The sequence below is a fragment of the Polynucleobacter sp. 86C-FISCH genome (assembly GCF_018882415.1).
Taxonomy (GTDB): Bacteria; Pseudomonadota; Gammaproteobacteria; order Burkholderiales; family Burkholderiaceae; genus Polynucleobacter.
On record NZ_JACVOL010000001.1, the window covers coordinates 12342 to 31723 of the forward strand.

The following is a 19382-nucleotide window of genomic DNA, read 5'->3' on the forward strand; positions in this document are numbered from 1 at the left end:
CACTCATGAGCGTTACTTCTCTGCACCACGAACTTAACAAGGCCAATACATAAATCTGAAAATCCACACCAATCCCTCTCCTGATATTTAACAGACTTGATTAATGGGGCAGCAAGTAGCAATCCTTAAAAATGAGTGTCGCGCGTAAGATCTACGGTGATGTCTATATACAAGTTACATAGATTTAACTTTCCAAATTTCCCTGTCATTTCCTAAAAAGCTATTGAATATATGGGTTTGAAGAGTGACCCTACTCCTGAGTAGCCCACTCTGCCCCATTAAAATCTATGCATTACTAGTGAATAAAGTTCGAGATCACAATGCATGGGGAGAGGTATTGCAAGAGGTCAAAAAAATCAGTTTTACGGCGCGAGGCCTTAGCTCAATAACAACTCCTGGATATCATGCTGACCCCGAATCCAGAGGCCTTTACATCCAAGTTTTTAAGGGCGTTGCCGACTACAGGCGTAGCTGGATATTTCGTTACACCAGCCCCACTCTACTTAAACGCCGTGAAATGGGCTTGGGATCACTAGATTCTCGATCTTTAGCTGAAGCACGCAAAGCCAGCCTGGATCTCAGAAAAATGGTCTTAGAAGGCATAGACCCTGCCGAAGAGCGGGCTAAAGCTCGCAGCAAGGTTACAAGTGCAATTCATGATGGCATTACCTTTGCAAAGGCGGCTGAGCTATGCATTAAAGGCAAAAGGTCTGAATGGAAAAATGCAAAGCATGCTGATCAATGGGAAAACACCATAGCGACCTTTGTAACCCCAAAAATTGGGAAGATGCGGGTCGATCAAATCAATACTAGCCATATCGCCAAGCTTCTAGAACAAGAAATCAAGAAGAAGTCAGGTGAAGTTGAGGGTCCCTTCTGGAATGTCCGCACAGAAACAGCAACTCGGGTGCGACAACGAATTGAGGTTATCTTTGACTGGTGTAAGGCTCATGAATACATTAAGGGCGATAACCCAGCCCGACTTAAAGGTGCCCTAGCCCATCTTTTACCTAAAGCCAATAAGATCCAAAAGAAAAGTCATCACCCTGCTCTGCCATTTCAGCAGATTAGCGAGTTTATGAGAGAGCTGCGAACCAAGGGAGGATTCTCTGCGCTTGCCCTTGAGTTCTTAATTCTTACGGCTACTCGAACTAGTGAGGTACTTAATGCCAAATGGGATGAGTTTGATATTAAAAATAGGGTTTGGACCATTCCTGCCGAAAGGATGAAAGCGGGTAAAGCGCATCGCGTTCCACTAAATACAAGGGCTGTTGAGATCTATGAATACCTCTCCAAGCATCGCGTAAATGAATCCTTATTTCCTAGTAAGCGTTACAACAAAGAGAATATGTCCAATATGTCTCTCATTGCCATTATGAAGAGAATGCCGGCATATGCTCAATATGTTCCTCATGGATTTAGGTCTACCTTTAGGGACTGGGCGGCTGAGACAACTGACTATCCAAACGAGACTGTGGAGCTTGCTTTGGCTCACACTATTAAAAATAAGTCTGAGGCTGCCTATAGAAGGCAGGATCAATTGGAAAAACGCATGGCACTAATGGGTGACTGGGATAGCTTCATTAATCATCGTTGATTGCATATTCCCCTAAATTACGATCTAATAATAAAGTCTGGCAATAGGGTAAAACCTAGCATTTCATCTTGATGTCACTTAGTGATTATTTGGTTGCGTAATGTCCTTACTATACCCAGTTGATTATTGATTCCGTGGCGTTTACGCTAAGCATGTCAGACGCAAGATGGAGATTAAATATGAATAATAAATTCGATTTAAGCTTAACCCGCATATTGAAGAATGCCTATCTAGTTGCAAAACTAGTCAAAGAAATTCTTGATATATGCGGCACGGTCTTTAATTACAGCCGCAAGGCTCATTCATGACGTATGAGGCTAAGTGGATAAATAAATTTCTTCTTAAGCCGAAGAGGTGGGTATTCATTCCCTCAAGGCAATCCAAAATTACCGGAAAAAATATCTGCGGTCTTTTAAAGAAACATTGGCATCCACCGGAATACTTCTACCATTTACGAAAGGGTGGACATGTTGAGGCACTGAGAGCGCACAAGAAAAATCAATATTTTTCGCGACTAGATATAGATAATTTCTTTGGCTCAATTACGAGATCTAGAATTACAAGATCTCTGAAAAAATTTGTTGGTTATAAAGCAGCGTGGGTTATTGCCCAAGAATCTACAGTCAAAGATCCTGATTGCATGGACATAAGATTTATGCTGCCATTCGGATTCATTCAGTCACCACTCCTTGCTTCAATATGTCTAGATCAATCATTCTTAGGTGAATTTTTAAAAGTTATAAATAAAGATCTTCAGCTAACCATATCCGTATACATGGATGACTTGGTTATTTCCTCAAATGATCGAGATTTGTTATTGTCAGTCTCCAGTGATCTTAAAAATGCAATTGTAAAATCTCACTGGATATGCAATAGACAAAAAGAAGAAATTTGTAAGCAACTAATTACTGCTTTTAATATAGTAATTTCACATCAAAGCATTAGCATTTCCGATCCCAGGATTCAAAAATTTAAAAACTCGTATAGGAATGCTGCTACCTCAAATTCAAAATCAGGCATCATCAAATACATTCGCTCTGTAAATCCTATGCAAGAACTAAATTTTTTTCGATAAAAATGATGATGAACCAAGAAATTCCCGCCCCAGTAATATTTGTTTGCTCTGAAATTATTTCAAATAGAGAGTCCCACGCAACACTGGATAGACTTTTTCTTTATGCAAACGCTTCTGGCGATGCTCCACTAAATCTCAGCAAGCCCGCCAAAGCAACCGAGTGGTTACGAAATACCAATAAGGATAAAAGTAGAGATCCGCTAAACGTACTCGGTAAAATTATAGAAAACTATATCGAAATGCCTCTTGATCCCGAAAATGAGTTGCATGTGGATCTGCTAAATAACCGAACAAGAATTTTGGATGTTTTAAAACAATTCAACCTTACCTATTTAACTGGCGGAAGAATCATAGGGGGACTTGGGGCGCCCTCACAAAATCTTGCAAACTTAATTAAACAGTTTGACTTTGAATCTATCGAGTTAGAGTTTGAGCGAGCACTTAATAACGTACAACATAGCCCTCGAGAAGCAGTATCAGCAGCTAGTAACATACTAGAAGCATTCTGCAAAATATATATAGAAATGGAAGGCTTACCATCGCCACAAAAACAAGATTTAAAGTCCATCTGGATCGTTGTGCGAAAAGATCTTGGATTTGATGCCAAAGAATTGGAAGATAGGGATTTACAGCAAATACTAACCGGCCTAATATCAATCACAGAAGGTATAGGCGCACTCCGCACGCATGCTAGTTCGGCACATGGGTCAGGCTCCAAGCGCTACAAAATTGAACCAAGGCATGCAAGACTAGCAGTTCACTCGGCTCATAGCGTGACCATGTTTTGTATTGAAACATGGAAGAAAAAACGATCAACTTGATCTGTCACTTTTCATGAGCATTTTAATTTATGTCATTCTCTCAAAATGCGGAACATCCACAAACCCCTTGAAATTCCCGCCCCATCGATTCTTAGGATTTAGGCTTTCCCAATACTCGCCAACAGTGCGAATTAAATCTTTATCCCACACTAGCCTCCCATTCCAGAAGAAGTTCAGATCAATGGCGCAGCGCCTGAGGTGGTTGCTATGCATGGTTTTTGACCTACCGGTCTTGAAGTAGATCTCTTGTTGGTCAGGCGATCTCCATAACTCTCCCCCGGTAATGACCCAGCCTTCGGCAGCAGCAAACTGAATTAGTCTGCTGACGTCCACTAGGAAGGCTGCTTGCTCTGCTACTAGAGCGCTTACCTTTGTATTCATGTAGCTTCTTCTTTTTTATTTGATCCATTCATACGCATCTCAAAGATCTTCTCGACCGATCTACCGCCGAAGTAGGCGAGCATGACTAACTGCCCCCATTCGCCGAGGAGCTTCACATAGGCCTCATTGATATCAATACCCATAGCTGACAGGAGCGCAAATAGCAGATAGGCTGTAAGGATATAAACCAGCGTTCCTGGTCTGATGTTCTTCGATAGCTTTGAATCCCCACCCATATCGGATTGCCAACGATTGGTAGCGTTATCTTGTGATACTCGATGCATCTCAGCAAGAAGTTTGGATTCTTCTATTTCAAGCTCTTTTTGCTTAAGCGTGTATTGCAATAGAAGCTGCTCTTGCTCGATCTCCAACTGCTTGAGCTTAATGAGGTCTTCTTGACTGGGATTATCCGGAATACGCGCCCCAATCTTGTTCTCAATGAACTCTTTACCCTTAGCCTGGACTGCGCCCGCAAGTAGACCAAGGCCATTGACGGCCAAGGTTTGTACTAGAGAGGTGATGATTGGAAGCATGTCATTAGCTCTTTTCTTGATGCTTTTATTTGGAAGTCCACCGCCCCACTACCGCCTAGGCTTTTAATTGGTGTTGGCAGTGGGGCGCAGTTACGCGCGCCCACACACCATGGTTAACTCAACACCCGCAGCCGCACCCAAACACCTGCTGCTAGTGGTCGTGGCGATGGCCTTCCCTACTGCTAGCGTTTCTTGGCTCCTTTGGTTTCTGATGACTCTTGCTCAAGAGCTCCTTCTAGTGCCTTCTCTTGAACTGGGAGCTGACCCTCTTTCATTAAGCCTTCCACGATCTCCATTAATCGATCTCCATCATCTTCACCAAAGACTTTGGCTACGACCTCATGGCCATACTTGGCACAAAGGCGGTCGTACTCTTGCTCTGGAGTGATGGTGGTCTTTGATGGGCGCTCGAACACCGTGACGTTCTCGCGCCCAAAGAGATTGCGAAGGATGTTGGTCTCATAGGGCGGTACGTACACATGGATGGTTGTAAAGGCATCCCTGCGTACTACTGCTTCCACCTCTTTAATTTGGAAGTCACTATGAATGAGTTCTTTTGTATTCATTGGGTTATTCACGCTGTTATTCATACCTTCCCCCTTATTGAATCGCCAATACCGCATGGGCATTTGCTCGTGAGATAGATAAGGCGCAGCGTAGGTTCACCATGGCGTACATCGCCAGCGTGTCGTGCGGACGAATGGGGGCTACGATGTCTAGATCGTCGTCACGTAGCTTCATAAAGCGCGTGTTGAGGAAATAGCAACGCTTGCTCCACTCCACGGTGTGATTAGCCATGGCATCGAGCTCATCAAACTGTGGATCCCAGATGATCTCTACCCCCTTGAAGGCAAGCCCTGTGTTTACACCAGCTCCTACGCCAGCATCGATGTACTTGGTTTCACCTGAACTAGCGATATGGGTCACTGTGACTTGCTTGCGATAGGTATCAATAAACTTACCGCCCGCGATGATGAAGTCTGGGCTACCGCCATGCTTAATACATTGGCGCCATGCAGTCTCCATCTCGCCCACTAAGTTGCCTGGCGCTGTTGAAGTGATGTCTTTGATGGCGTAGTTACGCCAGTAACTTGCTTTGGCTCGATCGATACCGCCTACCGTACCCGCGTCTGGTGCCAGGCTGACTAAGCTATCTAAGCCTACTAATGCATCTGCACCATGCGAGCCGTCGCGATGCAGCTCTAGGTCTAGCTTATTGAGGAAACCCTCTCTTAGGACTTCCAACTGCTCATCTAATAAGTTAATCAATTGCACGCGCTCGTTGTATTCCAATTGGAAGCCACGGGCCCCACCCTCACGCACTTTGATGCCGTTACTAAATAATCGGTCATAGTCGATATACAGACCATCAACTGCTCTGCGCCACGGGAAGGAGGCTTGCTCAGTCGTATTGCGCTTATTGAACTTGACCGTCTCCTCTCCAAATGCCCAACTAAAGTTGCTGCCGTGCTCTTTGCGGATGTTCTCGACTACGTTCTGTTTCGCGCCCAATAAGCTTTTGCGTCCTTCCATGAGTTTTTTAAGGAAAGGCCTCTCTACAGCGATTTGATCAACTGGTAGATTGCGCAAGTACTCATCCAAGGAAACCTTAGCTAACTCTTGCAAGTCTGTATTTGAAATTGGCATATGCCACCCCTATCAATGTATTTATCTATTTATGAATTAGTGGGCTTCATTCCGATTGATAGGGCGTGAACCTATCCATTGCTACGCTACTAGGCGCGACCCTAGCTTTAACGCGATGACATGAAGCACTGTGATCAATTATTGGGTTGATAGGTGCGGGCTTGGGATATTTGTGGGTTTTTTGTTGAGTCACCCCATAAACTCACTTCATGATTTAACGCTTACTCGGAGCAAGAAAGGCAGCATTAAATTCAATTAAGGCTCAAGGCAAAAAGAGCCGGCGCATTTAAGTCAGAATTTTGGGTCATCAGAGCGCATATCCCAAGCAACTAAACTCAGTTAGCTACTTACCACCCACCCCCGCCATGCCCTAAGTCTAATTCGAATTCCTCTGCAACCCTTTATCGACGGGATGTTTGCTTATTTGTTGCTATGCAGTAGTCATTCACGAATGTATGGATCTAAATTTACATAACTCACACCAGGGGATTCCCGAAGTAGGGGGTTCAGGGCAACAAAAAACCCGCTGAATGAAGGTTTGCGCGATGCCTAAATTGGGACGTCTAGAAATGCAAGCAAAAATATAAATTGTTTTGCTTGCAAATTTATCTGATCCGTATAAAATTGCAAGCATGACTTTTAATTGGGGTGCTTGCAATGAATGATTCCAAAAAACCAAATAGAGCAAAGGGCGGAGTTGCTAGAGCTAAGTCTCTTACACAAGCAAGACGCTCAGAAATAGCTAAACTCGCCGCAACTATAAGACATAAATCCAATAAAGCATTAATAGCTACACACAAGGGGAACTTTAATAAAGAGCTTGGCTTGGATGTCGAGTGTTACGTATTGAATGACGATGAAAAAACGGCAGTAATAAGTCAGCGGGGAATGGGAAGGGTTCTTGGCTTAAAAGGTGGAGGTGGGTCTGCTGTACCTAGGTTTGCAAGTAGAGCATCAATGGCTCCTTACATTGGGCCTGAATTACTCAAAAAAATACAAAATCCCCTTATTTTTCAAGACGGTAGCCCTGGACCCAAAGTAGGTTTTTCTGAACCATATCATGGCTTTGATAGCTCTATTTTGAGCTCATTATGTAGCGCGATTCTGGATGCTAATTCTGCCGGAGTAAAAATACCTCCAGATGTTGTCAAACAAGCTGGAATTATTCTTGGCGCATCAAGTAAGGCTGGTATTAAAGGCCTTGTATATGCATTGTCTGGTTATGATGCAACACGACAGGAAATAATTGAAAATTTCAAACTGTTCGTTAAGGAGGAGGCTAGGCAATATGAGAAAGAATTCCCAGAAGCTCTTTATCTTGAGTGGTACAGAATTTATAACCTACCTAAGCCGGCTAGAAATAGACCTTGGAAATTTATGCATCTCACACGAAGTCAAGTTTATCGTCCGTTAGCCAGAAGTAACGGAAGGTTGCAGGAGTTGTTAGTGGAGACAAGGGGTGAGTTAACCCAAAAAAGATTACATCAATTTTTATCTGAGGTTGGAGTGAAAGCATTGAGGCAGCATTTGGGGCAACTTTTGGGTATTGCTCAATTGTCTGATGACCAACAATCATACGAAAGAAATTTCCAAAAAGTTTTTGGAGAGCAGCCATCCCTACCTTTTGATGACTAATGATTCCAAGCAAACAAAAGCCCCTTATGGGGCTTTTTTATTGGCAGTACCTAGTATTGCCGTAGTAATTGCATATTTGCATTGGCGGGGTGATTGATTGTCCAAATGAATTACTAAATGCGTTTCCAATGCCCTGGAGCGCAATGGCGCCTGCTACAGCATTCCTCTGCTGTTGCACCGCCTGATTGTAAGCATCAATTTGATCCTGCTTTGCTCGTGCCTGCGCCTGATCATTGGCTTTTCTGATTTCTTGCGCCTTCTTGAACCTCTCGTTACGCTCAGCCATTAATTCATTAAACTGAGCTAAGGTAATTTCTTTATTTTGCAATCTTGTCGCAATTTCCACTCCGTATTCATCATGAGCAATAAGAAGTTCATCGGATGGAAAGAAAGTTTTTGAAAGGGATAGCAACTCCTTTCTGGCATCAAGGTTATTTATCCTCTTATCCTTCACCGCTTGAAATACAGCGGCTCGCTCATCTGAGAATTGTTTATCTAGCTGGGTTTGTGCATAAATACTGGAGGATGAAACCATTAAAAAAGTGATGGCAAATATTCGTTTTAGCATTTCGATACCCAAATCCTTCTGCATTTAATTTCTATAGATTATTAATCTAATTCATATCTCTCACTAATCGTATGCAACAGTTCGTTCTATTTTTGATATTGCACTTCTAAGCACTATGAAGACAATTGGAGAATAAATAGGTGTGAACATGAAAAATTCTGAAGCTATATTTTTAGCGCTGTCGATTATATTTTTTTGTAGTCCAGCTAATTCTCAAGGTAATGCACAAACCATTGCAGAGAGAGAAATCAATAAAGCGGAGCATCCATGCGGGAAGGTTGTTTCGGCTGCATGGAAGAGTGATGGTGGGATATATGCGGTTTGCTCAAACAAGGAAGACTATCTAATAGGCAGTATGCAGTCACCAAAGGGGGTTGTGATGTACGCCATGAAATGCAGCGCACTTCCTCTCATAGGGATGCCTAGAAGTTCCTGCAAGAAATAGGCAAATTCTCATTTATTAATATCAGGCATTAAAAAATAGCAGGGGAAAAATATCACATCAGCCTTCGGCAAAGACCGATCTATTTTTTTACGCCGATTTAAGGGTTTTCTTGGCAGGGGTATGACCTTCGCCTTCTAACTGGTCGTTTACTTCGATAGTTTGAGTTTGATTATTGGCAGCGCCGAGTATTTCCATGGTAATTGCAGACTTACATTGCCCGGTGGGTAGCACCAAATTAAATTGGTTCTAGGTCAAGATTACCCCCACCTAAGGTATTCAGCCACTAGTTCCGCACATGAGTTTTAATAATCAACACGCCAAAGTCTCATTTACCACTCTCACACTTCTTAATGGAAGCCTCTTTCGCGGCGCCATATAGTGGCTTACCATCTTTGCTCACGGCTTTAGCTTCGCAGCCAGAATTCGCTGTGGCCCCCATACATTTTTTGATGGATGCATCTTTGGCTGCGCCATAAAGCGGTTTACCATCCTTACTAACGGCTTTGGCTTCACATGCTGCTTGATCAGCATGGGCTAAAGATGGAATTGCAAAGCTAAGGGCAATACTTAAAGCAATGATGGTTTTCTTCATTTTTATCTTTCCTGGTAAGTTGCTACGAAATTAACTTTGCTTCATGATCAAATTTTGTGTGGCGATCGGTGCCGGGAAGCCTGCTGCTGCCAATGACTCACTCATCACTCGATTGCTATCAAAATAGACCTGCCAATAATGATTGTTACTGCAATAAGGTCGGACTGCTAATACTGGTCCAACGAGATTGAACTCTAATATGTTGACTTCAACAGCAGGATCTTGCAAAACATTTGGAATTGCAGCAATCTTTTCACGTAACAGCTGCATTGCAGCGCTTTGGTCAGCAGCCCCTGACAGTTGGTATTTGAGATCCACCCTGCGATAAGGTGTATTACTAAAGTTTTGAACGGTGTCTCCCAAGATTTTATTGTTGCCAATCATGGTAGCAATGTTGTCGGATGTATTGATCGTTGAAGAAAAGAGGCCAATTTCTTTTACGGTGCCTGTGATGCCGTTTGCAGCAATAACATCTCCCACTTTAAATGGGCGCAGAACGATGATAAAAACACCGGCAGCAAAGTTAGAAAGTAAACCTGCCCAAGCGGCGCCAATAGCAACCCCTGCGGTAGCTATCAAGGCAGCAAAGCTAGTAGTCTGAATGCCAAAATAGCCCAGAATGCCAATAACCAACAGAATATTGAGGGTTACGGACACCACAGAACCAACATAACGAAGAATAGTTGGGTCTAGTTTTTGTTGTTCTAAGCCTTTGCGAATAATGCTAAGGGCAAAACCAATCAGCCAACGTCCAATGACCCAAAATGCGATGGCAGCCAAAATTTTCAGGCCAATATCGGTTGCTGCAGTGACTAGTATCTCTTGAATACGGCTTATATCTATTTCTTTCATTACTTGGTACCTGTGTTAATTATTAAATGCTATGTGAGAGCTTTTCTGCCTACTCCTAGGGCTTGCTGAGGCTAGTGCCAAAGCTGAGTAAACATGACATAACTGCAATCCCCACCGCTATAAGCTGCTTCAAACCAAATCTTGGTTTTAAAGATCAACCACTCACTTGATATAACCTTCTGGCTCAAACGTTTCCATTTAAAACCCTCAACGCCCTCCTCCCTCTTAGCTTGGCACAACCGGGGATGTAAAACCATAGGGCCAGCAAGATAAATCACTCTCTCAATAGAATTATCAACATCTCAAGGTTGAAATGTTGGCATTTTTGGAAAAACCCTTAGCGAACATTGCGTTCTATTTTTGTGCATTACTAATTAATAGTAATTACTACAAATAAGTCGATGGACTTTTCAGGATGATGGATTTGAACTACCTATCACGTCATAGCAGCACCAATGAATACTTTGTTAGTTGGTGCAGTTTTTTTATTCTGAGGTCACTTCATTAACTCGCCATGAGTCTTTATGCCCAATGTGTCATTGCGCCACCTTGGGCATAAAAGAGCGTTTCTTCGGTCGTGGCCATCAAGGGTGCGCAAGCCACCCCTTTGGGGTGCCCTTGACGGAATTACTCTGGGGATTTTTGAATCAGCCTACTACCTTTGTATATTCAGCTTCAATTGCATCAAATATTTCTTCAGGTACTGTTGCAGCAAATTTCTTACGGCGGTTAGCCGATAGTTTTCCGTTTTGCTCCATGCAGACCAGAATTAATGAATTGAGATCTTTGCCTCTGATGTCGTACTGCCCATCAATAGCGCGGTAAATGAGGTCGTACTTTGCTAAGAATTCAGTCTCTTCTCTTAAGTCTTTTTCTAGCGCCTGCTTGGCCATCTCCAATCCAAACTCAACACAGGCAGTGGCATTCCAATAACGATATAAGGAATCATCTGATTTGAATGTCATTTTATATTCATCGCCATCAATCCAAATGACTTCCCAGCGCTTGCGAGCAGGCTCAGAAAAACTCTTTAGAGCAGCTAGGTATGCGTCTTCATTGCGCTTCATCGCAATGGATACTGGCAGCAGTAAGCCCCTATGCAGCAAGCCAGACTGGCACAACGCATGATGAAATAAGAATCGAGATAAGCGTCCATTGCCATCCATAAATGGATGGATAAAAACAAATCCAAAGGAAACAATCGCAGCAGCAATTAAAGGATCGATCTGCTTTGGTGCAGTATTGGCAAAATCTACCAAGCCCTTCATCAAGTCATTAACGATTTCGGGTGGCGGTGGAATATAGGTTACGCCAGCAGCACCACGTAATGGGCTGCTCAACCAGTTTTGTTGATGGCGATAGTTAACTGCTCTATCCAAAAGATTGGTAATAGCGGTATTTTGTAAGCCAACTAAGTACTCTTCATCCAATTGAGTAGTCAGATGGGCTTTTTTAAGTAGCTCTACAAATACCTCTGCTTTCGTAGCGCTCGGTGTCTCATGTTCAATTTCAAAAGAACTTTTGGTCTCACTTAAATAAGCCCAAGACATTGCCCTATCGGATGCGGCCCCACCTAGCTCTGATAGAAATTCATTTGCTTTCTGGAGGATATTAGATTCAAGCAGGCTATTAATACATGTGGTTCGCTCAACGGTTACGCAGTAATCCAAAGAACCCAAGCCATTGAAGTTAACTCGCCATTTGGCATTGCGTATGCTTGGTCCTGTAATGTATTTTTTGGGGTCAAATAAATTAACCATTGGCCCCGTAATTACTGGCGCGCCCTTTAACTCTTGCTTATTAAAGGCTTCCCACAAAAAACAAGCCGCACGAATGTAAACGCCTGTTGGCGATTCGCTAATTGCGGCCAGCATCTCTTTGGCTGGGATTTTTCTTAAGGCCTGCGATAACAATTGGAGATTAACTCCTTCATGCTTTAGCGCAAACAACAGGTGGCTTAGTGGGCGATCATCTTTGGGGGCGACCTTTGCAGGTATAAACAATGCCCCCTGGGTGGGCGTTACACTGGTTACCGAGGCAAGGCGTGCAGGTACAAGTGGATCAAAAGCACTGAGATCAAGCTGACTTTTTACCTGTGAATAGCCTATATCGCCCATATTTCCCTCAAGCCCCACTTTTCGTTCGAATAGCTATTTTCCCACACTTTTTCTTACATATACACACTTTTTCTTACGATTACACATATTTACACACTTTTTCTTAAATATTTCAATAGATTCCTACATTTTTAAACATATCCTCACTTTTTCTTACAAAATAGCAGTTTGAATGTTTTTTGCTAACTAGCTTCAAAAGCTAAATTCACTTGAAATAGGCGGATTTATTGACAATAACTGCGATTATTAGCAGTTTTATTGACATTCCTGGACAATTTAGGCGAAATATGCAGCTTTATTGACATGTCACCTATTAGGGGCGACATGTCAAAAAAACACCTTAAATTCCCATATTGCCTAAGTGTTGCGCAATCCGATCCATAGGATTGCCTGCACTAGCCAATGGCGCCCCTAATGTTGAAGTTCGCGCCCGAATCGGTTGAGGGTAATGGATTGCAATAGGTTTGACACTCGCAAAACTAGGTTCGGGCCTTCCAATCGCCTCATAAATAGACTCAATCATGGTCTGCCACTGCTCTGGTTGGTTGTTTTGCACGAAGACTTGCATGTAGAAAGGGTCTGACATGTACTTGTTAAAACAGATGGCCTTATCGGTGTGGTCGATTTCATCTGAACGGGTATTTAAGAACTTGAGCATTTGCAGCTTTGCTTCGGATACCAATTCAGAAGGCTTTTTCTGGCTATTGGCGAGAGTCATCACATTACCCACAAACTTGTTTTCTATTTCGTATTTACGAACCGCATCCTGAAGTGTGGCCACCATAGATTGCAAATCAACAACCTGCTTTTCTAGATCACGTTTTTCGTTAATCATTTTCTGAATACGCTCACACCCTCGCTTTGATTTGATACCACCAGAGGTTTCCTTATTAACACTAGGCGCGGCATCGGGACCCACACCCGTGAGTCCAGGGTTCAAAGCCCGCTTAATTACATCTTCAGCTGTCTTAGCTTGAATCCCTGTTTTCGGAAGTGTATCGACGGTAATAGCGACTGGTGCGGGCAATATTTCACCTAGGTCATGGGCTTGTGGTGGCGCCTTATCTGCTGAAGTAGGCATAAAGGACGGCACATGCACTTCGCCCTTAACGGGTGTAAATATAGACTCGGGCTCTAGAGCTTCTGACTCCTCTTCTAATACTTCGCCCTCATCAATATCCTCAGATAGCTTGGCAAGAGATGCATTGGGGGTCTTACTTAGATCATCTAGTAAGTTGGCTGCTTGGCTCCGACTCTGGCTCTTACGTTCTGCCTTTTGTGTTTGTTGTATTTGAGCGCTAATCTGAGCGCTACGCTCCTTATCCAATTGAGCTTCTGCCTGCCTTGCCTTTGCTTGCGCCATCAATTCAAGCGCGCGCTCTTCCCTTGCCTTATTACGCCTTGCGGTGCTCTCGGCGGCGTGCTTTTCATAAACTTCTTTTTCAAGTCGCTCACGCTCTTTCTTGGCTTCTCTATCCTGTACTCTTTGAATTGAACCACCCTTGGATAGAACCTCCGACTTAAAGCCTTCCACTTCATTTGCTACTTGCGTCATTGCCTGTCTCCTCTTTTAATAAGTTGCTGCCGTAATTCATTTCAGCGTTTGTCTTTTGCCTTCGTTCAGGAAGCCAATTCATTCCTAAATTTGGGTCGTCATCGCGTGACCAGCCATCCACCTGCTTTTCCACATTCGGTATAAATAGATTTGAATCGATACGATCGTCATATCGCAAGAGAGTCTCTTGTAGGAGATTACGGATATGCTCGTAATCCATTCCTCTGGCTTGTAGGTTTTGTATCTGAATTGATAGATTCGTAATCATGGGTAGAATCTTTAGCCAACTCTCTTTATCGTCTATGCCATCTGGAGCGCCGGTAGTACCTGCTCTTATGCGTAGATCGACCATGTCAAAGATTCGGTCTTTAGTGAGCTCTGGCCAGTCGTAGGTTTTCTCTATAGTCATGACTAGTTCGCCATTGATCATGGTGGTCTTATTGCTTGGTGGCCCCATGTAGCGCTCCACCTGTTCTTTAGTGAGCTCTTGCAAAAGTACTTGGGCGCTGTATTGGGCAATCTCTTGTAGCCAATCTTCTATCTGGTCTTTGAATTCAAATACGCGCCCTGATAAGGCTCTTTGTAAGATATTGGCTTCGGTTGCTGTCTTGGGCCTGACTACCGTAGAGCGCGCAGCATCTTGAAGACCTGTAACTTGCTCCCAGTCATAACGCACTGCGCTGGTGTCATACACAATTGGGTCGATCTTGGGGTGACCCCTAGGAATGATGACTTGGTTTAGGGGCTTGCCTTCGGTATCGACAATGGTGATTTCACCGAATCTTGAATCTGAGTGCTTTTTGATTGTCTTCTCGTTAATATCAGCCGATGCGACCCACCCCGGTATGCAGAGGTCTCGATGTTGATTGAACCGATCCCTCGCTTCGTTATGTTCGTCCTGAAGACGCTCCGTCAAATCTACTAGACTTGGACCTACGAATTGACCATCAACCACTTGGTAAGGCAATAAGAAGAATGGGTACCAGCGCTCTCCTGCCCTTGGTGGGGAGTAAGGTTCGCGAAGCCATTCTGTTGCGCCCTCCACCATCGTATATACCCGTTGGGTAGTTCTGTCCCAGATCTCCAGGACAGCTATTTGCTGATCATCAGTCACTAAGCCTGAACCAGCATTCATTTGCATTGAGGCTAGGCGTTTGGCTTTCTTATGGGATGGCTCACCTTGGCCTGGTTGGTAGATCTTGGCACTGGCTAAGTTCTTTTTATAGAGAGCCTCTGCTTGGCCACGCTTCATCGGGATGATTTGGCAGATCCAATCTGCATCGGTGTAATCCCAGAACTCGCAGATAGATGGATCGATGAGGAGATTTTCTGTAAGGACTCTATCGATTACCAATCCTTCGGCCGATTGGACTTCTGACTGCTCCTGAAGCGACTTGATGAGCTCTTCTAACTCTGCCCTCTTGGCATCATGATGATGACGTTGGCCATCCTCTTGGAAGTCTCGAGCTAGCTCCTCTATAGCCAGCAGGTTTTCTTGGGCATCATTGATGCGACCCTGGATATAGGAATCCTTGCTTGGATCTCTTTGATACATCACTTTGAGAATTCCGAAGCTACAAGTAAGCGCTGCCCTTACGGTGGACTTGGCTCGATTCTTGAGCTGGGCATGTTCTAGCGCTCTATTGGTAACCTTCTCAAGTGTTTTACAAAAGAGCTTGATATCCGCACCCGAGTGAGTCGGGGTTGTGGAGATTTCTGGATTGCGAGCGTAGACGTTGGGAAGTACCGCAGAGATAGTGCCATGTATAAGGTTAGCTCTTAGGCTGTAGAAGTCTTTACCAGTGGGATCTGCATTCCAATTAAAGCCAGCTACGGTATTGCGGTTGTGACTTACGCGCTTATGAAATGTTGCCCAGTGAGCGCGCGCATGAATAATGCGGGCGGTCCATTTTTGTTGGAGGGCTTTTGAGTCTTGAGGCACATCCTATTTATAGATTCAAAAAGGTACACCAAGGATTTATTTAAAATAAATCCTTGCCATATGGGCGTCCAGCATTTCGCCAACGATATCACCATCAGCGATGCCAAATAAAATCATCTCCACTTTGGTAACTCCAAATTTATCATTTTGTCCAAAGACTTGGTTCGATATTTCGATCGAAATATTGCAGTAGTTTTGGTATGCATATCCCTGATCCATATAAACTTCTTTCCAAAAAGAATTAATCATTGATGACTTCATTGACTTCGCTACCCATCCTTTTCTGAGCTCTTCCTTAAAGGCTACTTTGACCCTTTCTGATCCAAGCGCTCTTTTATAGAGTTCTTGCTCATATGAGAAAAAGTCAATATCGGAGCCGGTTATATCTAAAAATTCTTGGTGGGCATTATTTTCTTGTGCATCTTCAACATTGCATGACCACTGGAAGGGCAATTAAATGTATGGGCTAGCATTAACAGGGACGGAAAAGGTTATCGTAGATATTTAGCAAGGTGACGAAGAACCTCATTTAAAGCACCTTTACCGACCCCAGTATGTCTTATATTGAGGTCCGTCAGATTTTGGTGCTGCATAAGGGGGGATGATTTGAATGGGTAATGGCATTGGTGATCCTATGCCGACAAGAATTGCCTCACCCTGCCCCAATGTCGGTAGAAATGCAGCGGCGGATGCGTCCATATTGCCGCAGGCTCTCTCTACAATCTGACGATCTTTCTCATTAATTAATCGATGAACTATAAACATACCCATCTGACTGAGAACATCTTCAGGAATATCTCTGGGCCGTTGGGTTGCAAGTACTGTAGTCAATCCATATTTACGACCCTCTTTTGCTATAAGTCCAAACGATTCTAGAGAAATCTTGTTATATTCATCGCCCAAGGATTTATCAAGAAATTGATGTGCCTCGTCCAGGATTACTACTGCTGGATTTTCTTCAAACTTACCCGATCGAGCCTCTTTCAAGAGATATCGTCCAATTGCATTGGTAACTATCTCCCTAGTGTTGTGCTCAAATGGGAGATCCTCCATTGAAATTCTCAGAATTGAATCTTTGGAATGCAAAAAACTTGAAATCACCTCCGGCAAAGGTTGTGTATTTTTTGCACTAAAGATGCAGTCCATATATGGCGACTTTAATGTGACATTGATCTTTGCAATTAATGTTGAGCAATATCCCAATACCTGCTCGTCACAACCCCCCCATTTTGCGCCAAAGCTTTTTACGCATTCATATTCAATTTGACCCGGCAAATTATTGATGTCAAAGTCAGCGCCTTCAGACTCAATAGCATGCGCATATTTTTTTAATTCGCTCTCAATGGGCGGCTTGTCTCTATTGGTTTTTATTAAATATCCGTCAGTAGCAACAGCATCGTTTAATGCAACCAACTTTAGGCTTTTTAGGGCTTCACGTAATTTTGGCGCTTGTGATGCGGCAGTTGGATTAAATAAAACAAAGAGGTCTGCCTCTGATAAATACTGGTACGGATAGCCGACAAATTCTCGAGAATCGTGCTGATCAACCGGATTGCCTCCTAGATAAACATGCCTAACACCTTCTCCCAGTCCACCAAATTCACCTGTCGCATCGAAAACGATCGCCTTACCACCAAGCCTAGCAATCTCCTCAATCAACCTGGCGACAGTCCAACTCTTGCCCCCACCAGTTGCACCCAAAACAGCGCAATGTCGCCCAACAAGCGCTTCAGGCGAGAGAGAGACAACCATATTTAGAGAATTTGGAAGGAAGCCGAGTTTAATGTTTTGCGTACGCCCGAAACCTTGCTCAACCGCATGTTTAATTAGCAATGGATGCGCTGAAAATATTTGCTGGGCTATGCGAGGGTGAGCTGGTATTCCATTGACTACAAGCCCCGTAGAAAGATTAAGGGATGTTAAAAGCTGTATTAATCCAATCGGATTTGCTTGTCCATTAATATCTGCAGTGGGCTCCACCAGCAACCTATCTTGATCTGGTAGCTTTACTTCTATAATTCGCCCAATAATGGCATGCTCCTCCCCCTCTATTAAAATAAATTCGCCAACCTGACCAGCTAGCATTTGATAGCCTGCATGATGATCTGAAATAGGAGAGGCAGCGTAAGGCAAATTAACCCTTACTGTAACAGGGCCAACTTGACAGACCGTCCCAATATAGCGAGCAGGATCAAAGGGCGCAATTGGCAATTTACTCATAGCAAATCACCATCAATAGCTCTCATCCTTATCATGTGCTTCTCTAGATCCGTTTCCGCTGCCATATCTGGAATACCTTTAGAAATATCCTCAAAGGTGCCGTTTAGTAGAGTTAATCTAGCATCACCTTGATCTATCATTTGAAGAATTTTATTTAAAAATGGATTTTTTCTTGCTGAACCTTGATCAGATAAAAGCTCATCATCATCAACATCATCTAAGCTGCCACCATCTTGAACATACTTGTGGACATCAATACTTTTAACAAGTGATGGATCAACAATCACCACTTTTAAACCAAGATTTGATCTAATTGCAGACATAATTGGTTCTGCAATGTGATTATCATTAAAGCCAAACCCTACAATGAGTAGCCCAGTATTTGGCTCTCTCAAAGAAGTCTGAAAAGCCGCCATCATTTCTAAGTAGGGTTGCGAGAATGCCTGCTCATATTTGCTACTGCGAGGATAAATTAGCAGAGGTTTGCTTGTATTGTATTTTTTCTCAATCTCACCCCCACTCCTCTCCCAATCAATAGACCCATGCAATTTATAGAGCTGGAATACATTGGGAATAAAAGCTGAAGCGTCTCCATCAGAACTCCGCCTGACAATATCGTACGTAAAGTAAACAGGATCAAAGGTGGGCGGCAATGTTGGAGAAAATCCATCAATTACAACAAACCGCCCATTTTTGGCGGCATGCTCAAAACATAAATCATAGTTTGTAGTAAATATTTTGGCGCGCCCCTTGCCAGTGGATCGCCTAGCAATGCGCTGAAGAAATGCGCCGTGAATTGGAAGAGCGTCAGTCTGATTTAAAAAATTTACTGCAGAGCGAATTTCTTTTTCAGCCAATTCAATAAAATTCTGAAGAATCTTTAAATCCTTATCGCGTAGAAAATTTTCAGCTACCTTGCATTCAGACAATAATTCCTCGATATTTTCATTACTATTCTCATGTCGAACTAACTCAAGCAACTTCTCCCATGGACCTTTATTATCTGGGTCATAAGCCAATCTAACGCGTTTCCATAGGTCTGGCATTGTTGGCGCTCTTCTTTTTAATCGATCCTCACCCTCCATGACGCACAAAGAGGTTCCGAGTCCAGATAAAACAACTAGATTTTGACAGCGTATGATTTCCGATAATACGCGTTGAATTTTTTCAGCCGCCATATCACCGTCTAAATCTCGATCTTCAATATTTAATGTATTAATATTTTTTTCGGATATCCACGCATTATTAGTTCCTGCAGATCGAATTTTCATGATAATTCCTTTGGGATCATTTAGCATTGAGCATACATTACGATTTGTCACTAAGATACTAATACGCCGCACTCTTCTTTTAATGGCAAATGAATTAAGATTCTAATTATTAGAATATACTCATATCGATT

Annotated in this window: 19 protein-coding genes; 6 read left to right on the forward strand and 13 right to left on the reverse strand. The window is 43.2% G+C overall.

Features of this window, described 5'->3' with window-relative positions; genetic code table 11:
• The first annotated feature begins 298 nt into the window (after nt 1–298).
• The 4 genes from ICN10_RS00080 (at nt 299) to ICN10_RS00090 (ending at nt 3493) form a co-directional block, all read left to right on the forward strand.
• Nucleotides 299–1597, forward strand: a complete 1299-nt coding sequence (locus ICN10_RS00080) for a site-specific integrase (protein ID WP_216211020.1) — start codon at nt 299–301, stop codon at nt 1595–1597.
• A 179-nt stretch (nt 1598–1776) separates the two neighbouring features.
• Nucleotides 1777–1905, forward strand: coding sequence for a hypothetical protein (locus ICN10_RS10070; protein ID WP_255536768.1), 129 nt, complete (start codon nt 1777–1779; stop codon nt 1903–1905).
• Nucleotides 1902–2672, forward strand: coding sequence for a reverse transcriptase domain-containing protein (locus ICN10_RS00085; RefSeq protein ID WP_216211024.1), 771 nt, complete (start codon nt 1902–1904; stop codon nt 2670–2672). The genes ICN10_RS10070 and ICN10_RS00085 overlap by 4 nt, the downstream gene beginning before the upstream one ends.
• A 2-nt stretch (nt 2673–2674) precedes the next feature.
• A complete protein-coding gene (locus ICN10_RS00090; RefSeq protein WP_255536769.1) occupies nt 2675–3493 on the forward strand; it encodes an abortive infection family protein in 819 nt (272 codons plus the stop codon).
• 27 nt (nt 3494–3520) lie between these two features.
• Here ICN10_RS00090 and ICN10_RS00095 read toward each other — a convergent pair whose 3' ends face one another.
• The 4 genes from ICN10_RS00095 to ICN10_RS00110 all read right to left on the reverse strand — a co-directional run bounded on the left by ICN10_RS00095 (nt 3521) and on the right by ICN10_RS00110 (nt 6054).
• Nucleotides 3521–3874 carry a M15 family metallopeptidase gene (locus tag ICN10_RS00095; protein ID WP_216211027.1) on the reverse strand — a complete coding sequence of 118 codons (354 nt, stop codon included), beginning with the start codon at nt 3872–3874 and terminating at the stop codon, nt 3521–3523.
• The gene (locus ICN10_RS00100; RefSeq protein ID WP_216211029.1) at nt 3871–4407 is read right to left on the reverse strand and encodes a hypothetical protein; all 537 of its coding nucleotides are present in this window, start codon (nt 4405–4407) and stop codon (nt 3871–3873) included. The genes ICN10_RS00095 and ICN10_RS00100 overlap by 4 nt, the downstream gene beginning before the upstream one ends.
• 182 nt (nt 4408–4589) lie before the next feature.
• On the reverse strand, nt 4590–4997 hold the full coding sequence (locus tag ICN10_RS00105; protein ID WP_216211032.1) for a hypothetical protein: 408 nt from the start codon (nt 4995–4997) through the stop codon (nt 4590–4592).
• Between the two features lie 10 nt (nt 4998–5007).
• Complete coding sequence (locus tag ICN10_RS00110; RefSeq protein WP_216211035.1) at nt 5008–6054, reverse strand: phage major capsid protein; 1047 nt, start codon at nt 6052–6054, stop codon at nt 5008–5010.
• Nucleotides 6055–6711: 657 nt separating this feature from the next.
• Here ICN10_RS00110 and ICN10_RS00115 point away from each other — a divergent pair.
• On the forward strand, nt 6712–7689 hold the full coding sequence (locus ICN10_RS00115) for a P63C domain-containing protein (protein WP_216211038.1): 978 nt from the start codon (nt 6712–6714) through the stop codon (nt 7687–7689).
• A gap of 37 nt (nt 7690–7726) precedes the next feature.
• Here the strand turns inward: ICN10_RS00115 and ICN10_RS00120 are convergent, their stop codons facing one another.
• A complete protein-coding gene (locus ICN10_RS00120; protein WP_216211042.1) occupies nt 7727–8281 on the reverse strand; it encodes a hypothetical protein in 555 nt (184 codons plus the stop codon).
• Nucleotides 8282–8405: 124 nt separating this feature from the next.
• Between ICN10_RS00120 and ICN10_RS00125 the strand changes: the two genes are divergently transcribed.
• The gene (locus ICN10_RS00125) at nt 8406–8702 is read left to right on the forward strand and encodes a hypothetical protein (RefSeq protein WP_216211044.1); all 297 of its coding nucleotides are present in this window, start codon (nt 8406–8408) and stop codon (nt 8700–8702) included.
• Nucleotides 8703–9027: 325 nt separating this feature from the next.
• Here ICN10_RS00125 and ICN10_RS00130 read toward each other — a convergent pair whose 3' ends face one another.
• From ICN10_RS00130 to ICN10_RS00165, 8 genes are all read right to left on the reverse strand, one after another.
• On the reverse strand, nt 9028–9294 hold the full coding sequence (locus ICN10_RS00130) for a hypothetical protein (protein ID WP_216211047.1): 267 nt from the start codon (nt 9292–9294) through the stop codon (nt 9028–9030).
• A gap of 30 nt (nt 9295–9324) precedes the next feature.
• Complete coding sequence (locus ICN10_RS00135) at nt 9325–10146, reverse strand: mechanosensitive ion channel family protein (RefSeq protein WP_216211050.1); 822 nt, start codon at nt 10144–10146, stop codon at nt 9325–9327.
• Nucleotides 10147–10793: 647 nt separating this feature from the next.
• Nucleotides 10794–12263: a Fic family protein gene (locus ICN10_RS00140; protein WP_216211053.1), complete on the reverse strand. Its 1470-nt coding sequence runs from the start codon at nt 12261–12263 to the stop codon at nt 10794–10796.
• 340 nt (nt 12264–12603) lie between these two features.
• Nucleotides 12604–13818 (reverse strand): hypothetical protein, encoded by a 1215-nt coding sequence (locus ICN10_RS00145; RefSeq protein ID WP_216211056.1) that lies wholly within the window; start codon nt 13816–13818, stop codon nt 12604–12606.
• The gene (locus tag ICN10_RS00150; RefSeq protein WP_216211058.1) at nt 13799–15760 is read right to left on the reverse strand and encodes a hypothetical protein; all 1962 of its coding nucleotides are present in this window, start codon (nt 15758–15760) and stop codon (nt 13799–13801) included. The genes ICN10_RS00145 and ICN10_RS00150 overlap by 20 nt, the downstream gene beginning before the upstream one ends.
• A gap of 36 nt (nt 15761–15796) precedes the next feature.
• Complete coding sequence (locus ICN10_RS00155; RefSeq protein WP_216211060.1) at nt 15797–16213, reverse strand: hypothetical protein; 417 nt, start codon at nt 16211–16213, stop codon at nt 15797–15799.
• An 87-nt stretch (nt 16214–16300) separates the two neighbouring features.
• Entirely contained in the window at nt 16301–17980 is a 1680-nt protein-coding gene (locus ICN10_RS00160; protein ID WP_216211063.1) for an ATP-binding protein, read from the reverse strand.
• Entirely contained in the window at nt 17977–19251 is a 1275-nt protein-coding gene (locus ICN10_RS00165) for an SIR2 family protein (RefSeq protein WP_255536770.1), read from the reverse strand. The genes ICN10_RS00160 and ICN10_RS00165 overlap by 4 nt, the downstream gene beginning before the upstream one ends.
• Nucleotides 19252–19382 lie beyond the last annotated feature (131 nt).

Bases quoted from the DNA above. Each gene is read 5' to 3' on its own strand.
- ICN10_RS00135 (WP_216211050.1), bottom strand. From the start codon at position 10,146: ATGAAAGAAATAGATATAAGCCGTATTCAAGAGATACTAGTCACTGCA.
- ICN10_RS00095 (WP_216211027.1), bottom strand. From the start codon at position 3,874: ATGAATACAAAGGTAAGCGCTCTAGTAGCAGAGCAAGCAGCCTTCCTA.
- ICN10_RS00110 (WP_216211035.1), bottom strand. From the start codon at position 6,054: ATGCCAATTTCAAATACAGACTTGCAAGAGTTAGCTAAGGTTTCCTTG.
- ICN10_RS00125 (WP_216211044.1), top strand. From the start codon at position 8,406: ATGAAAAATTCTGAAGCTATATTTTTAGCGCTGTCGATTATATTTTTT.
- ICN10_RS00145 (WP_216211056.1), bottom strand. From the start codon at position 13,818: ATGACGCAAGTAGCAAATGAAGTGGAAGGCTTTAAGTCGGAGGTTCTA.
- ICN10_RS10070 (WP_255536768.1), top strand. From the start codon at position 1,777: ATGAATAATAAATTCGATTTAAGCTTAACCCGCATATTGAAGAATGCC.
- ICN10_RS00165 (WP_255536770.1), bottom strand. From the start codon at position 19,251: ATGAAAATTCGATCTGCAGGAACTAATAATGCGTGGATATCCGAAAAA.
- ICN10_RS00115 (WP_216211038.1), top strand. From the start codon at position 6,712: ATGAATGATTCCAAAAAACCAAATAGAGCAAAGGGCGGAGTTGCTAGA.
- ICN10_RS00130 (WP_216211047.1), bottom strand. From the start codon at position 9,294: ATGAAGAAAACCATCATTGCTTTAAGTATTGCCCTTAGCTTTGCAATT.
- ICN10_RS00100 (WP_216211029.1), bottom strand. From the start codon at position 4,407: ATGCTTCCAATCATCACCTCTCTAGTACAAACCTTGGCCGTCAATGGC.
- ICN10_RS00160 (WP_216211063.1), bottom strand. From the start codon at position 17,980: ATGAGTAAATTGCCAATTGCGCCCTTTGATCCTGCTCGCTATATTGGG.
- ICN10_RS00085 (WP_216211024.1), top strand. From the start codon at position 1,902: ATGACGTATGAGGCTAAGTGGATAAATAAATTTCTTCTTAAGCCGAAG.
- ICN10_RS00090 (WP_255536769.1), top strand. From the start codon at position 2,675: ATGATGATGAACCAAGAAATTCCCGCCCCAGTAATATTTGTTTGCTCT.
- ICN10_RS00105 (WP_216211032.1), bottom strand. From the start codon at position 4,997: ATGAATAACAGCGTGAATAACCCAATGAATACAAAAGAACTCATTCAT.
- ICN10_RS00120 (WP_216211042.1), bottom strand. From the start codon at position 8,281: ATGCAGAAGGATTTGGGTATCGAAATGCTAAAACGAATATTTGCCATC.
- ICN10_RS00140 (WP_216211053.1), bottom strand. From the start codon at position 12,263: ATGGGCGATATAGGCTATTCACAGGTAAAAAGTCAGCTTGATCTCAGT.